The 13,899-nt window shown below is 67.3% G+C and carries 15 protein-coding genes, 1 tRNA gene and 1 pseudogene; 7 read left to right on the forward strand and 10 right to left on the reverse strand.

Annotation, left to right across the window (positions count from 1 at the left end; all coding sequences use genetic code 11):
* The first annotated feature begins 998 nt into the window (after window positions 1–998).
* The 4 genes from IO39_RS03960 to IO39_RS03975 all read left to right on the forward strand — a co-directional run bounded on the left by IO39_RS03960 (window position 999) and on the right by IO39_RS03975 (window position 4,772).
* The gene (locus tag IO39_RS03960) at window positions 999–1,184 is read left to right on the forward strand and encodes a hypothetical protein (RefSeq protein WP_043616076.1); all 186 of its coding nucleotides are present in this window, start codon (window positions 999–1,001) and stop codon (window positions 1,182–1,184) included.
* Window positions 1,185–1,232: 48 nt separating this feature from the next.
* A complete protein-coding gene (locus tag IO39_RS03965; RefSeq protein WP_043616079.1) occupies window positions 1,233–1,724 on the forward strand; it encodes a hypothetical protein in 492 nt (163 codons plus the stop codon).
* Between the two features lie 78 nt (window positions 1,725–1,802).
* Window positions 1,803–2,675 (forward strand): phage major capsid protein, encoded by an 873-nt coding sequence (locus IO39_RS03970; RefSeq protein ID WP_211266881.1) that lies wholly within the window; start codon window positions 1,803–1,805, stop codon window positions 2,673–2,675.
* A gap of 435 nt (window positions 2,676–3,110) precedes the next feature.
* The gene (locus tag IO39_RS03975) at window positions 3,111–4,772 is read left to right on the forward strand and encodes a YfjI family protein (protein WP_043616083.1); all 1,662 of its coding nucleotides are present in this window, start codon (window positions 3,111–3,113) and stop codon (window positions 4,770–4,772) included.
* 801 nt (window positions 4,773–5,573) lie between these two features.
* Here IO39_RS03975 and IO39_RS03980 read toward each other — a convergent pair.
* The 7 genes from IO39_RS03980 to IO39_RS04005 all read right to left on the reverse strand — a co-directional run bounded on the left by IO39_RS03980 (window position 5,574) and on the right by IO39_RS04005 (window position 9,469).
* A complete protein-coding gene (locus IO39_RS03980; RefSeq protein WP_157547875.1) occupies window positions 5,574–5,861 on the reverse strand; it encodes a hypothetical protein in 288 nt (95 codons plus the stop codon).
* On the reverse strand, window positions 5,858–6,265 hold the full coding sequence (locus tag IO39_RS03985; protein ID WP_157547877.1) for a hypothetical protein: 408 nt from the start codon (window positions 6,263–6,265) through the stop codon (window positions 5,858–5,860). Before IO39_RS03985 ends, IO39_RS03980 begins: the two co-directional genes overlap by 4 nt.
* A gap of 60 nt (window positions 6,266–6,325) precedes the next feature.
* On the reverse strand, window positions 6,326–7,174 hold the full coding sequence (locus IO39_RS03990) for a helix-turn-helix domain-containing protein (protein ID WP_043616090.1): 849 nt from the start codon (window positions 7,172–7,174) through the stop codon (window positions 6,326–6,328).
* Window positions 7,175–7,182: 8 nt separating this feature from the next.
* Complete coding sequence (locus IO39_RS03995) at window positions 7,183–7,683, reverse strand: DUF6879 family protein (protein WP_043616717.1); 501 nt, start codon at window positions 7,681–7,683, stop codon at window positions 7,183–7,185.
* Window positions 7,673–7,912, reverse strand: coding sequence for a hypothetical protein (locus tag IO39_RS52235; RefSeq protein WP_084772229.1), 240 nt, complete (start codon window positions 7,910–7,912; stop codon window positions 7,673–7,675). Before IO39_RS52235 ends, IO39_RS03995 begins: the two co-directional genes overlap by 11 nt.
* A 463-nt stretch (window positions 7,913–8,375) precedes the next feature.
* Window positions 8,376–8,870 (reverse strand): hypothetical protein, encoded by a 495-nt coding sequence (locus tag IO39_RS04000; RefSeq protein WP_043616093.1) that lies wholly within the window; start codon window positions 8,868–8,870, stop codon window positions 8,376–8,378.
* Window positions 8,870–9,469 carry a DUF6286 domain-containing protein gene (locus tag IO39_RS04005; RefSeq protein ID WP_043616096.1) on the reverse strand — a complete coding sequence of 200 codons (600 nt, stop codon included), beginning with the start codon at window positions 9,467–9,469 and terminating at the stop codon, window positions 8,870–8,872. The genes IO39_RS04000 and IO39_RS04005 overlap by 1 nt, the downstream gene beginning before the upstream one ends.
* 137 nt (window positions 9,470–9,606) lie before the next feature.
* Between IO39_RS04005 and IO39_RS04010 the strand changes: the two genes are divergently transcribed.
* Window positions 9,607–10,791, forward strand: coding sequence for an amino acid deaminase/aldolase (locus IO39_RS04010; protein WP_043616100.1), 1,185 nt, complete (start codon window positions 9,607–9,609; stop codon window positions 10,789–10,791).
* A 161-nt stretch (window positions 10,792–10,952) separates the two neighbouring features.
* Here the strand turns inward: IO39_RS04010 and IO39_RS04015 are convergent, their stop codons facing one another.
* Window positions 10,953–11,285, reverse strand: a complete 333-nt coding sequence (locus IO39_RS04015) for a DUF3618 domain-containing protein (RefSeq protein WP_043616103.1) — start codon at window positions 11,283–11,285, stop codon at window positions 10,953–10,955.
* A gap of 147 nt (window positions 11,286–11,432) precedes the next feature.
* On the opposite strand from IO39_RS04015, the gene bcp reads away from it, so the two are divergent.
* Both bcp and IO39_RS04025 read left to right on the forward strand, forming a co-directional pair.
* Window positions 11,433–11,909: a thioredoxin-dependent thiol peroxidase gene (bcp, locus tag IO39_RS04020; protein WP_043616106.1), complete on the forward strand. Its 477-nt coding sequence runs from the start codon at window positions 11,433–11,435 to the stop codon at window positions 11,907–11,909.
* Window positions 11,910–12,040: 131 nt separating this feature from the next.
* Window positions 12,041–12,123 (forward strand) — tRNA-Leu (locus IO39_RS04025).
* 60 nt (window positions 12,124–12,183) lie between these two features.
* Here IO39_RS04025 and IO39_RS59590 read toward each other — a convergent pair.
* A pseudogene (locus tag IO39_RS59590) lies at window positions 12,184–13,005 on the reverse strand (HNH endonuclease); the annotation flags it as partial.
* A 213-nt stretch (window positions 13,006–13,218) separates the two neighbouring features.
* Window positions 13,219–13,821, reverse strand: coding sequence for a hypothetical protein (locus IO39_RS04035; RefSeq protein WP_043616109.1), 603 nt, complete (start codon window positions 13,819–13,821; stop codon window positions 13,219–13,221).
* Between the last annotated feature and the right edge of the window lie 78 nt (window positions 13,822–13,899).

A 13,899-nucleotide genomic window follows, 5' to 3' on the forward strand; every position in this document is an offset into this window, starting at 1 on the left:
CACGGTACGCGGGGGCCACGGTGTGGGTACGTGCCCTATGGGGAATGTGACCCACAACCGGCCTAGGTGCCCCGCCTACGGGGCACAAGTAGTAGTTGCAGTATGAGGCTTAGCCCTAGGGCTAGTTAGAGCCCTAGGGGTAGGAAGAATACAGAAAAGCCCAAGCGCGAGGCTTGGGCATGCGGCGGCGAAGCCATGGAACGCATCCCCGGCGATAAGGCCGGGTCCCTACATTGACATCGTACGTGTTTGATCCACTTCCGCAGGCTGCAGGACTGTCCAGCGGAGCCCGCTCAACGAATCGAGGGTGATTCGTTAGTGGCCACGAGGATTTGATGAGTGAGTTCAACGCACTCATTGGCCTCGGCAAGGGCAGAGCCCAGGACTCGATGACTGACACGTTGTCAGTTATGTCGAAGGGATCCATGGTAAGGAGACCCTCGGCTGCGAGCCGAGGCATGTGCTGCACCAGGAGAATCAAGTGTTTTGCCTTGCTCTCGTTGCACCGCAGCAACAAGGGCGTGCTCCGCGTGGAGACTTCATCAAGAGGAAATATATGTCATGGCATCATCAAGGTGGTTACCTAACACAGGTGTTCAAGTGCGGCCATTGCGACAAGCTGTGCAGAGAGACAAGGAAGCCAGGTACGGGCCGCCGTGGTGCCTGGCGCTCTTACTGTTCTGTCGAGTGCCGTCAGGCCGCCAAGCGGTTACGTGACCGCAGGCAGGGCCAGGAGCGGTACCGCCGCCGCAAGGGCTTGTGTGTGGAGTGCGGCGGAGGAGTGAACGACGATCGCCACCTGCCGTACTGCGGAGATGAGTGCGAAGATCTAGAGCGATACACGATCGTTACAGGGGAATCTCGCAACATTAAATTTCCGACCCCTCTAGCTACCTATGCCTGAGAGAGCTTCTCTTCTCAAGGATGTGAAGGCCCTCGGTGACCTCGTGCCGAGGGCCTTCTTCATGCCCATGAACGCACCACCTTGGAGAACCCCAATGATCACCCATGCCCACCTTGAGGACATGAGCGCCCAGGAGATCATGAAAGCCTGGCGTGACGGCGACTTGGACCCAGCCATTCGCATCGTGTCCGTGGACGGCGACCTGGACAACCCGAGGTCCCTTACCTACGCCTGGCATGCCACGCCTGATCATGACGAACTGCGCATGCGCACTTGGTAGATAATCCCACGACACGCAACCGTATTGACCAATCAAGGGAGCACCGAAATGGATGACTCGCTGAACTCCACCGCCAAGGCCACCACCGAAATGGATCAGGTGGCCGAAGTGGCCACGGAAAGCCCTCAGGCGGGTTCTGACGCTGACAAGTGGAAGAGCCTAAGCCGGACTAATGAGGCGCGCTGGAAGGCTGTCAGCGCCGAATTGGAGGCCGCGACCGCTAAGAACGCCGAACTGGAACAAGCCATCGCCGACATGCAGGCCGAGCACATGCACCAGCTTGCCGTGATCCAGCTTGAACACGCGGCCAAGAACCACGGCCTGGAGCTTGGGCCCGAGGCCATCGGCCGACTCGACGTGTCGTCGTTCCTCGACGCGGCCGGGCAGGTTGACTCGGCTGCCATCGCTGACTTTGTTAATTCGTTCACACCGGCCCAGAGGCAGCCCAAGTTTCCTCAGAACGTGGGTGTCGGCCCTCAAGGCAGCCAACCGCCCGCAGGCCCCAAGTCCGTACCCTTGGACGCACGGGCACGCCGGTAAACCCTCTACGAAAGGTTTGTTAGTTACTTGGCGATTACCCCCATCCCCCCGTACGCGCATGCGGGGACTCATACTTTTGTGCCCACGGAGTGGAGTGACCATCTGCTCCTGCAGTTCGATCCGCTCCTGGTGTGGGCCTCGCCCCTCGTGGTGAACCACGACTATGAGGGCGACATCTCCGCGCAGGGCGACCGCATGGTCATCAACGGCCTCATCCGGCCCAACGTCGGCAAGTACAACGACGTGGCCGGGATGACGATCGAGGACCTTGAGACCGTTGAGCAATACCTCGACATCTCCGAAGCCGATTACGTGGCGTTCTACGTCCGCGACATCGAGCGCGTCCAAGTGGCCGGCGCGCTGGCCGCCCCCGCCTCCCTGGAGTCGATCCGCGCCCTTGCCGCCTCCACTGACACGTTTGTTGGTACGACCATCGCGGCCTCAGCCACGGCCCTGCCTCAGGTGGACGTGAGCAGCCTGTCCGACAACGTCGCCAAGGGTGAGGCCCTGCTGGAAGCCATCTTCGACATGATGGAGAAGCTGGATACGGGCAAGGTGCCCGCAGACCGGTACGTGGTCGTCTCGCCCAAGGCCAAGCGCTACCTGCTGCGCGCCCCCGACGTGGCCAACGCAGCCGCCCTGGGCGAGCCCGGCGCGACCGCGAACGGCGTGGTCGCCCGCCTGGCCGGGTTCACGGTGGTGTCCACCACGGCCATGCCGACCGGTGTAGACATCCTGGCTGGACATCGGGCCTACACGACCTTCGCCAGTCAGTTCACGAGCTTCCGCTCACAGCCGGTGGAAAAGTTCCGGCGCGATCAGATTGACGCCCTGCACCTGTACGGCGCACGGGTGCTGTCCTTCCCCGGCGGCAAGCAGCCCACCGCGCCGAACGTTGCCGTCCAGGATTCCGAGGGCCTTACGAAGGCCGCCGTTAAGTGGACCGCGTAAGTTGGTTTTCGATATCCCGAGCCCTCACCGGCTCGGGGGTTTCTTTGTTATAGACCCGCGAGTTTAGTAAGTTCTCTCACCCTTGCGGGTGAGTGATGCTGCAGGCAGGCGTACACATGACGCCTTATTTTGAAAATTTCCAGACCCGTACCTGGTCGGAGGAAGGTTCCCCCTGGTGGGGTCCATGGCCTCAACAAAAGTGCATACCCCCCGGGTGTGGGCAGCGAACTAACAAACACCGATTTTGCAGGAGATTCGTAGTTTTGTATTGACAGACAAAACCCGAATGGCTAGCTTTCTCGGCGCTGGCTCTAATTCAACCGAGTTAACAAACAAACTCGGGACGGAGAACCAGCGTCAGACATAGACCAGCCCTGAAGCGTCACAACCGCCAAGTCACGCGCTTCAGGGCCAGCAGAGAGAGGCTACCAAGCCATGCAGAGCAACGCTCCTGTCATCTCCAACGAGGCGTTCCACGGGCTCTTTGGCCGCATCACCGATGCACTCGACCCCTACACCGAAGGATCCAAGGTCGGCGTCATGGTGTCCCTCATGTCGGCCTACAGCGCCTACATCGGCTACGGGCCGACCGTGGAGACGGGCAAGGGTTCCTCCCCGCTGGCGCTGTGGGGCGTCCTGGTCGGCCGTAGCGGTGTCGGCAGGAAGGGCACCGCTACCGGCATCGCCCGCCGCGTGATCGAGTCCGCGTTCGCCACCTTCGGGGAGGAGAACGTAGTGGAGGGGCTTCCGGCCACCGGTCTGGGGTTCATCACGGAGCTGGCCGACCGGGCAGAGGGCACCCTGGCCAACCCGGTGTGGTTCATCGAGGAGGAGGGGGACGCGCTGCTGTCCAACGCGCGCCGGGATGCCAAGGTGGGCGTCTACCTCCGTAAGGCGTTCGACGCCCAGACCATCGCACACAAGACCAAGGTGGATGACCTTCGCGTGAGGCGGCCCCACCTGGGGCTGATCATGCACGTACAGCCCCGAAACTGGGCAGCGGTCGCGGGTGGCAAGGACGCCACCGGAGGGACCTGGAACCGTCTCCTGCCCGTGTGGGTGCAGCAGTCCAAGACCCTGCCCGTGTTCGAGTCCTCCGACGCCCACGAGGCCATCCGGCAAGCCGCACGTGCCCTGCGGCAGGCGGGCGACTACGCCCGCCAGGTAGACACCGTGACCGTGCCGGGGCACGTGGCCCGTGTGTTCGAGGCCAAGCACCGGCCGATCGTGGAAGCCATGATCTCGACTGAGGCCATGAGCCAGTACGCCGAACGGGCCATGGCCTACATGATCCGGCTGGCCGGGCTGTTCGCCCTGTCAGAGCGGCGAGACGAGATCAGCGAGCGCGACTTTGACGCCGCCCTGGCCCTGGTCTGCTACTCCATCGAAACCATCGCCTACGTGCTGCCGGAGGCTGAGGCTTCGGAAGAGGCAAGCTTGACCGTGAAGGTGGAGAACTTCGTGCGGGAGGCTGGGGACGCTGGCCGAACGGCCACCGAGATCTATCGGGCGCTCAACATCAAGGCGGCCGATCTACGGGAGATCGTGGCCCAGCTCGACACGATCGAGGTCGTGAAGGGGCACAGTGCCAAGGGCACCGGGGGCCGTCCGAGCATGCGCTACATCTACGTTGACTCCGCGCCCGCCGAGGAAACGAACGAACTCCACTCTGCGGTGACCCCGGAGATTGTTACGGAGGAGCCTGCCGAGTCGGCGACCACGGAGGAGACGGCTCCAGAGGAGGAGTCCGTTCCGGTGGCCGGGACTCCCGCCTTCCTGCCCTTTCTGAGCGATGAGGAGTGGGACGAGATCGACGCCGCCCAGAGCGTCACCCCTGAGCCGGAGACGGCTCCTGAGCCGGAGACGGTTGAGGAGGTCAGCGAGGAGCCTGCAGTCTCGGAGGACGCCGTGAGGGCGTTCCTGTCCTCCCCTGCGGGGGCGGAGATGCTTCAGGAGATCCTCATGGGCATGATGGCCAAGCAGGCTGCCGCCAACGCTCCTGAGGCAGCCGCCGTGGCCAAGGCCAAGGCTCCCCGGAGGAGCCGGGCCAAGAGCACGCCTGAGGCGCTGTTCCAGGCTCCCGAGGTGGCGGCTTAGTCACCGAGCACAACGCGGCCCCCCGGCCTCACGGCCGGGGGGCCAGTCTCGTCTGTACGTCAGCCTTGTACGTGAAATCGCAGACGTACGCGGCCCCCGGCCGGACGCGAGAACCCCGCCTGGCGGCGAATGATGAAGCCAGGCGGGGCGTGTGAGTAAGGGTAGGCGTCTCGCCTGTTCTAGTGGTCGTTCTCCTCTTCTGTCGCCTCGGTGGCGTCGGCCTCGGTCTCCTCCAGAGACGTGAGGATCTCGGGCATGGGCGCTCTCCTTACTTTCATCGGGAGTTGGTGGAGCCCTGGCCGCACCGCCGCTTCTCGACGTGACGGCCAGGAACCCCGGCCCCGAGGGGAAGCCCCCGGGGCGTCTACACCCCGGCTGAGGGAGAACCAGCGGGACACCTCAGCCGGGGCTGTCTCAGGGGCGTTCCGCGCCCTTCCACAGACGCCAGCCGTCGCGCCAGTCGTCGATGAACGACTGCACGATGAGCGCGGCCAGGAACACCAGAGGACCTATGTCCGGCAAGACGCCGGCGGTTGAAGCCGCACGGTCATCTCGGCTCCCACGAATCCGCACCTTCCGTCACGGCCGGCTGCACTCCACGTAGCTGCCTCGCAGCTCTCGCACCAGCGACACTGAACTAACTAAGAAACAAAACCCCGGCCAGAGGGCGGGCCATCGCGCGCGGGGATACGCGGCCCCTCAGGCAGGAAACACGGCAGGGTTCGTCTGCCTGTCTGGCCGGGGGCTCTGGCACCCCGGCTGCGAGGGTGGCGATCAGACCGTCTCCGCAGCCGGGGGCGTCTATGACGCCCGGCTGAGCTGCCCCGTGTAGGCCGTTTGCAGCGCGTCTATCCATTCCTTGCGCAGCACCTCCGCCCACGCCTTCGCGTCCGCTGCCTCCCGGAACTCCCGGGATGGATAGGGCAGGCCCTTGTGGTCGGGCAGTCGGGGGTCGAGACGCCAGCGAACGCCCTGGTTGTGCATCGAGAATGCCTTGATGCTGCCCAGCATCCCGTACTCGGTTTTGTCGGCGGACCGGACCACCCACACGATCGGGGGAAGCAGCGCGACCACCTTCCGGGCGCTCACGCGGCCACCCCCGCGTTGTCCGCGACCAGGACGGCGACCCTGTGGGGCCGGTCCGCGGGCACGACCTCGATCCGCTTGCCGCACGGCTTGTTGCCGGGGCCGACACGAGGCAGCTCGACCAGGTAACTGCCGGAGCGCTCCCCGATGGTCACGACGGCGACCGTCCAGCCGCCGTCCGCGTAAATCGTCAGTTCCGGGGGATGCCACAGACGCTCACCGCTGGCGTGGAGCAGGACCGCGCAGCGGGTGGGAACCTGCTGCTTAATCAGTTGCGCGTGAACGCCCGTGGCCGTCAGATGCGCCAGGACGCGATCAAGGGCCTCGTTCTGCTCCATCGCCTTCAGCTCGGTGACGGGCCGACAGAGCAGAACACCACCCGATCCTGTTGGTTGTGTGATCGCCATGCCTCGACGGTAGAAGCGCGCGATTCACGGGCTCAACGAGTGTGCTTGAACTTGCTCCAATTAACTAACATCGGCTATGGCAGCAGCGATGAGCTGCCGGGCCGCCGTACCGTAGACCGCCAGCTCAGCCATATGACTGAAGCCTCGGGCGTATTGGGCGATCTCCGATGGCTGAGTAACGTTGATCTCCGCCGTCAGGAGCTCTATTTGTACCAGTGTGTCGTCAAAGATGTTGAACGTCTCCACTGGCCACATGCGACGTTCCGCACTCTGCGGGATGATCCCCAAAGACACGGACGGCAAAGACATGATCGCTAGCAGATGTCCAAGTTGTCCAGCCATGACTTCCGCATCCCCGATGCGACTGCGCAGCACCCATTCCTCGACCAAGACCGCGAAGCGGTGATTCCCCTCATGCAGGAACCGCGCCCGTTCCACACGCGCAGCAACGGCCCCTGTTACGTCGTTAGGAGCTTCTCGAAACGCTGCGATTGACGACAGCAGCGCCTCAGCATAGGCAGCAGTCTGGAAGAGCCCAGGAATGACGTTGGAGCAGTAGACACGGAAGTGCCTCACCTGCTCATACATCTTGATCTTGGCGAGTTGGAGCTGCCGCAGGCCCGTCTTCTGAAGCCTCTTCCATTCGACGTACATCAAGTCGGCGGCCCGCGAAGCTGCGACTAATTCCGGAATCTGGCCCTCCGCTCGGCAGGCGGTACACCAGGCGCGGATGTCCGACTCTGAGGGGATCGTTCGACCGTGCTCGATCTTCGATGCCTTCGACTCATGCCACCCCGCCACCTGTGCGACAGCTCGGGCTGTGAGCCCGGCATCTAGGCGGATCTCGCGTAGCCGTTGAGCTATGCCCTGACGTGCCTGCTGGGCGCTTGAAGATGGCGAGGTGCGCATGTGAGCAATCAGACGAGCCGGTACTCCGCGTGATCAATGGCACGAGCCCAGACCGCCTCAAAGGCGGCCAGGCATCGCCTGATCACGTCGGGGTCGCGAACCAACTCCTCGCCGAGGTACCGACCGTCTCCCGCGAAGAGTCCGAAACGGATCAAGTGGTCGTCGAACACCCACAGGTCGTTTCCCGGGAGCAGGAGGTCCGACGCCTGCCGCCGGGGAAGCCACCTGACCAACTCCCCAGCTTTGATGTTCATGGACTCGGTTACTGAGTGCTCGAAGCGGATGTACTCGGTTACTGGTTCCGACACGATTCGGGCCCGGCGGATCAGCACACCTCTGCCGCGTGCGTCTCCGATGAGCTGATGCCAGTCCCGCTCCCGCTGTGTGCGGTCATACGGCGGCCCACCCTGCCACGCGATGAACGATGGGTCATCGGGCACGTAAGCGTCCCGCATCTCCAGGTGAACCGCTGAATGCTGGGCGGTGCCCAGCATCTCCTCAAAGGTCATGAGCGGCTCCACCACACGCCTCCATCAGGAGCTTGGCCATGCGTCCGGGGACGCGGACGACCTTTTCATTGTCAGGGATCGGGCTACGGGCGGCGACTTGGGCTAGATCTTCCTGTCCGGTGACTTCCCACCCTTGTATGACGATGCTGCCGTCCGACTCGTCCACCCAGACAGATGGGCAGTTGTTCCCGTCCGTGTTCGGGTCGATGCCGATGAACCGTAGCGCCATGGTGCCCTCCGCTGCTCCGAGTGTGCTCCAACTTGCACTTGCGAGCCTGAACGGGGAGTAGTGCGCCGTCAAGAGATGCCCGGAAATCGGGTCGGTGCGGCGCTACAGGCGCTAATTGGCTGGGAATGGCCTTGATCGACCGTCTAACGATCTAATTTATGCCCCTGCACTGTGCCCCAGCTTGCTAGAAGCCTTCTCCTGGTTCAGTGCGCACCATATAGTTGGACAAGGCGATCAAGACGATGCGGGACACCGGCCGGGACATGCTGGACAAGTACAAGGAGACCTCACGCGGCGGCCTGGCCGTCAACGTGATCGAGTGCTGACCCGCCGGGCGCGGCGGGCGCTCTGACCGGTCGCCGCCGCGGGTCCGGCCATGCCCCCGCGCGTCCGGCCGGCCCCTCCCGCGCGTCCGGCCGATCCCACCCGCGCGTCCGGCCTGGCGGCCCCGGGGGCCGGCCGGTCAGCGGCGGACGTGCAGGTGGACCACCGTCGGGGTCTCGTCGTCGCGCAGCTCGCGGCGGATGCGGCCGACGATGTCCTGGTCCAGCTTGCTCACCACGGCCCCCACGTCGGCCGCCGCCGGACAGGTCAGGCCGATGCGCAGGCCGTCCTCGGCGACCCGGACGCCGGCCCGGCCCAGCCCGTCCACGCCCTTGAGGCCCACGAACAGCATGGCCGTGCCCGTGCCGCTGTGCGTGCCCCGGCGGCCCCAGCCCAGGCAGAGCAGCAGCCAGCGCAGCGCGACCAGGGCCAGCAGCAGCAGCCCCAGGGCCAGGAACCACAGCGGCCAGGGGTCCTCCGCCAGCGCCCGGCGGGCCGGGGCGGGCAGGACCCTGGCGGTGGGCGGCAGGTCGAAGAAGCGGTCGTGGCCGCGCAGCCACGCGTACGCGCCCAGCCCCAGCAGCGCCGCCCCGACGATGGCCAGCCCGATCCGGTTCCCCGCGTACTGGCGCATCAGACGGGCCTCCTTCGCAGGCGTACCACGACCTCGCCCGTGCCCAGCGTGCCCACGCCCGCCAGGCGGTCGCCCACGGCGTTGCCGACCTGCCGCAACATCTGGCCCGAGCTCTCGTCGCCGGTCGTGACCGCGACCTCGATGGTGCGCCGGCGCAGCCGTACGCGGGCCTTGTCCACCCCGGCCACCTGCTGGGCCGCCGCGCGCAGCGTGCGGCGCAGGCCCGCGCGGGTGATGCCGATGACGATCAGCGGGTCGGACGTCTCCACCGGCACCATCCGGGAGCGGCCCGGCACGGCCGCCAGCAGCAGCATCACCGCCCCCGCCCCGGCCGCGACCAGGGCCGCGACGCCGGTGTCCGGCCAGGTGCTCCTGCCCGCGAGCTCGACCAGCTCGTTCACCGGCACCCAGCCGAGCGGCTTGCCGAGCAGCCCCGCGACCACCTCGGCCGAGGTCGCCCCCAGCCCGGCCGTCAGCGTGAGCGCGACCAGAGCTCCCGGGACGGTACGCGCCGGCCGCAGCGCCCTGTTCGCCCTGCGCAGCCCGGTGTGCCGCGGGGTGACGGCGACCCCGGGCAGTATCTGCTGAAGCGTGGTCATCACAACGACAGACGTACATGGGGCCCGCAGCACGGCAACCGCGCCCTCGCCGCCGATTTGCCCGATCATTACGGGGCCGCAGGCAAACGCGAACAAGCCTCATATTCATTTGCCCGATATGCGGTTACGCTGCCCATATGGATGACCGCCAGCGCTACGACCGCGCCACAGCGGCCCTCGAAGCGCCGTTCGCGATCCTCGACCTGGCCGCCGTCCGGGCCAACGCGGCCGACCTCGTACGCCGGGCCGCGGGCAAGCCGATCAGAATCGCCACCAAGTCCATCCGCAGCCGCCCGCTGCTCGAACGCCTCCTGGCCATGGACGGCTTCCGCGGCCTCATGGCCTTCACCCTGCCCGAGGCGCTCTGGCTGGCCTCGCACGGCTTCACCGACATCCTCCTGGCCTACCCCACGGCCGACCGGCACGCCCTCGCCGCCCTGGCCGGCGACCCCGTGGCCGCCGGGCGCATCACGCTGACCGTCGACTCACCCGCCCACCTGGACCTCATCGAGGCCGCCGTGACCGGGGTCCACCCCCGGGCCGAGCTCCGGCTCTGCATCGACATCGACGCCTCGTACGTCACCCTCGGCGGCAGGTTCAGGGCGGGCGCGCTCCGCTCCCCCGTCCGCGAGCCCGGCCAGGCCGCCGACCTGGCCGCCGCCATCGCCAAGCGCCAGGGGTTGCGGCTGGTGGGGCTGATGGCGTACGAGGCGCAGATCGCCGGCGTCGGGGACGCCCCGCCCGCCGGCGGGGCCGCCACCAGGCTCATGCAGGCCCGCTCGGCCAGGGACCTCGTCCTGCGGCGCGGACGCGTCGTGAACGCCGTACGCCGGATCGCCGACCTCGAGTTCGTCAACGGGGGCGGCACCGGCTCCGTCGAGCGCACCGTGCGCGAGAAGGCCGTCACGGAGGTCGCGGCGGGCTCCGGCTTCTTCCACCCGCGGCTGTTCGACTTCTACCGGCGCTTCACCGGCCGGCCCGCCGCCCTGTTCGCCCTGCCCGTGGTGCGCCGCCCGGCCCCGGACACGGTGACCGTGCTCGGCGGCGGCTACCCCGCCTCGGGACCGGCGGAGCCGTCGCGCCTGCCCCAGCCGTACCTGCCCGCCGGCCTGCGCTACGCGCCCCACGAGGGCGCGGGCGAGGTGCAGACCCCGCTGCTCGGCCCGGCCGCCCGGGACCTGCGGATCGGCGACCGGGTGTGGTTCAGGCACGCCAAGGCGGGCGAGCTGTGCGAGCGCTTCGACACCCTGCACCTCATCGACGGCGACACCCTGGTGGAGTCGCTCCCCACCTACCGCGGCGAGGGCCGCACGTTCCTCTAGCGCCCGAACAGCCCCCGGCCCCGCCCCGGGACCTCAGGACGGGCTTCGCCCGCCCCCTGACGGGTTTCACGCGGGCTTACGTCCGCCCCCTGACCGGTCACACGGGGACTTCGCCCGGCCTCTGACCGGTCACACGCGGACTTCGCCCGGCCTCTCACGGATCAGCGGCGGCGGCGACGGCGGCGCCAGAGCACGATGGCGGCCCCCACCACCAGCACCGCCCCCACCCCGATCAGCAGCGGCCCCATGTCGGGCCGCTCGTCCTCCCACACCTGGTCCGGGTCGTCACCGTAGTCGGCCGGCCGCGGCGTGACCCCGAGCGCGTCGCCCACGGACGCCACGAAGTGCTCCGCCCTGCTCCTGACGTCGGCCACCGTGCGCTCGGCGACCCGCTTGGGACTCACCCGGTCGGCAATGGCGTCGACCGTCTGCGCCAACTCCGTGCGCGTCCGCGCGATCCGCCGCTCCAGCTCGTCGGGATCGGTGTCAGCCATGACTCTCCTTTCGACCGTACGCGTGCCCCGCGCCGCGTGCCGTGCGGGATCCGTCCGTTCTGGTCGTGATCAGTCTGTCAGGTCGGCGCGGCGTACGGCACGGCGGCCGGGCCGGTAGGTTGTCGGGAAGAACGTGAGGAGGGCCCCTTGACGACCGACACCAAGCTCGCGCCCGGCGACGCCGCACCCGATTTCGCGCTGCCCACCGCCGACGGCGGCACCGTTTCTCTCGACACCTACCGCGGCAAGCGGGTGATCCTCTATTTCTACCCCGCCGCGATGACCCCCGGCTGCACCAAGCAGGCCTGTGACTTCCGCGACAACCTCGGACAGCTCACCGCCGAGGGTTTCGTCGTGCTCGGCGTGTCGAAGGACAAGCCGGAGAAGCTGGCCAAGTTCGCCGAGCGCGACGCGCTCACCTTCCCCCTGCTCTCCGACCCCGACCTGACCGTGCACCAGGCCTACGGCGCGTACGGCGCCAAGAAGCTGTACGGCAAGGAGGTCGTGGGCGTCATCCGCTCGACCTTCGTCATCGACGGCGACGGAAAGGTGGAGCAGGCGCTCTACAACGTGAAGGCCACCGGCCACGTGGCCTCACTCAAGAAGAAACTCGGCCTGTCCTGACCACCCCAAGGGCCCTCCCCACCGAGGAGGGCCCAGGACCGCTCTGACGGTGGCCGTCCGGTCATCGCGGATGCCCCCGATTCCCGTACGGAGCGCTAAACTGTCTCGAACCCGCTGCGGCGGGGAACTGCGCGGGCGTGGCGAAATGGCATACGCGGCAGGTTTAGGTCCTGTTGGTGGAGACACTGTGGGGGTTCGAGTCCCCCCGCCCGCACACCTGTCCACCGGAACGGCCCCTGTTTCGCCCGGCGAATGTCGCCGTTTGCGAGTGACAGTTCGGGCACAACAGTCTGAGGTTTTCCCGGCGATTGTCCAGCGGATCGCCATTGACGTGGTCGACTTCCAGGGTCAGTGGCGCTCCTTGCCACGTTTCGCCGATTCCGCACTTCACACAAGTCGCGGGCACTCCGCATTCCCTCAGCGCCCGGCGCAGAACCGCCCCCGCGACGCGGCCGGCGCCCGCCGGGCGTCGCGTGAGAACGGCCGTGGGATTCCTGCGCGGCTTGCTCAGCTCCGCGCTCGTGAGCCGGCGGTCGAAGTGCGAGGTGTCGATGCCGTGACGGGCGATGCTCCGCAGCAGCCGCCGCCGGTTCTGCTCAATGACCTCCAGACCGAGGTGACGCAGCACGGCCGCGAGCGAACCTGACGCCGCGACCGCGGATCTGACCCCGGCCTCATCGAGCCGGATGCGCCGATGCCCCTCGGGCAGGGGAATGCCGGACGCGGCGAGCTGCCCGCGAAGGTCCCGGCGGGTCCGCTCGCCTTCGGCCAGTCCGAGGCGGCGCAGGATCTCCCGGATGCTGCGTGCGCCGTCGGCGGCCTTCGCGAGGGTGTCCCGGTCGAACTGCGCGCAGGGACTCGGGCGAGGCCCCAGAGCGTGCGAGAAGTGCGAGGTGTCAATGCCGAGAGCCCTGATCCGGCGGCTGATATGGGAATGCGCGCCGCCGCTGCGCGGAATTCCCAGATGGTCGAGCACCCCGTTGACACTCGTCGACGACGCCACGGCGGCGGACAGGAGATCGCGCGGATATTTGCTCCGGGGCGTGCGGCGAAAGTGCCCGGTGTCGATGCCGAGCTCGGCTATTTTTCGGCGCATGGCCGCTCGGCCGCCACCTGAGTTTTTCCGGCCCAGCAAGGACAGAACCTCGGTCACCGACCTTGCCCGGCGTACGAGCCCGGCCAGTTCGCGCGGAGTGGGATCGGGATTCGGCACGACGTCATGCTAGAGGCGACCACCGACACGATTCCCGGGAATAACCGGTCCTGCTGTCCGGCATTTCCACCGGCTTAACGTTTGGGGGTATACGACCTAATCGGCGTCGGCGGGGTCGGGAATGGTTTCCTCCTGCTCGAATGGGTCGGCCGCGGGGCCGGGGGCCGGGCGTTCCACGCGGGGTGGGAGCAGCACGCAGTAGGTGTCCTCGTCCCTGGGCGGGTGGCACAAGGAGCCTCTGCCCCAGTGTTCCATGTGAGGAGGGACCCAGCCGGGGCCGCGCCACATCTCGTGCCGGGCGCCGCTCTCCCGGGCGAGGTCGTACAGGGCCGCCACGGTGGCGCCGCCCAGCAGGCCGCCGACGGCGAGTCCGATCGCGCCGGCGCCCAGAACCTGGGTGCGGCGACGGCGCAGGAAGGCGCCGAAGGCGGATGCCCGCGTCTCGGGCACCGGCTCGGAGGTCGTGGGCGGGATGTAGGCGTAGGAGCGGTCCGCCTGCTCGCCGTATTTGAGCCCGCCCGGCTCTTCGGCCGCCGCCGGGTGGGGCGGTTCCGCAGCAGCCGGCAGGTGGGGCTCGTCGGTGGCCGGTGGGTGGGGCAGTTCCGTGGTCGGCCCGGTGGGGGCCGGCTGTCCGGGGGTCGGGTCGCGCGGCGCTTCCTCTTCGCCGCGCGACCCGGCGTCTCGATCATGATCCGCCATCACGATCTCCCTTTACTCGCCCCAAGGGGCGCTCCCAGTAATAAGGGTGGCAAACCCACCGTAAGCCCGGCGTAAGAG

This window comes from Nonomuraea candida (assembly GCF_000725485.1).
Classification (GTDB): Bacteria; Actinomycetota; Actinomycetes; order Streptosporangiales; family Streptosporangiaceae; genus Nonomuraea; species Nonomuraea candida.

Coding starts and splice junctions, on each gene's coding strand:
- IO39_RS03960 (WP_043616076.1), top strand. CDS start 999: ATGATCACCCATGCCCACCTTGAGGACATGAGCGCCCAGGAGATCATG.
- IO39_RS03965 (WP_043616079.1), top strand. CDS start 1,233: ATGGATGACTCGCTGAACTCCACCGCCAAGGCCACCACCGAAATGGAT.
- IO39_RS03975 (WP_043616083.1), top strand. CDS start 3,111: ATGCAGAGCAACGCTCCTGTCATCTCCAACGAGGCGTTCCACGGGCTC.
- IO39_RS03985 (WP_157547877.1), bottom strand. CDS start 6,265: ATGGCGATCACACAACCAACAGGATCGGGTGGTGTTCTGCTCTGTCGG.
- IO39_RS03990 (WP_043616090.1), bottom strand. CDS start 7,174: ATGCGCACCTCGCCATCTTCAAGCGCCCAGCAGGCACGTCAGGGCATA.
- IO39_RS03995 (WP_043616717.1), bottom strand. CDS start 7,683: ATGACCTTTGAGGAGATGCTGGGCACCGCCCAGCATTCAGCGGTTCAC.
- IO39_RS52235 (WP_084772229.1), bottom strand. CDS start 7,912: ATGGCGCTACGGTTCATCGGCATCGACCCGAACACGGACGGGAACAAC.
- IO39_RS04000 (WP_043616093.1), bottom strand. CDS start 8,870: ATGCGCCAGTACGCGGGGAACCGGATCGGGCTGGCCATCGTCGGGGCG.
- IO39_RS04005 (WP_043616096.1), bottom strand. CDS start 9,469: ATGACCACGCTTCAGCAGATACTGCCCGGGGTCGCCGTCACCCCGCGG.
- IO39_RS04010 (WP_043616100.1), top strand. CDS start 9,607: ATGGATGACCGCCAGCGCTACGACCGCGCCACAGCGGCCCTCGAAGCG.
- IO39_RS04015 (WP_043616103.1), bottom strand. CDS start 11,285: ATGGCTGACACCGATCCCGACGAGCTGGAGCGGCGGATCGCGCGGACG.
- IO39_RS04035 (WP_043616109.1), bottom strand. CDS start 13,821: ATGGCGGATCATGATCGAGACGCCGGGTCGCGCGGCGAAGAGGAAGCG.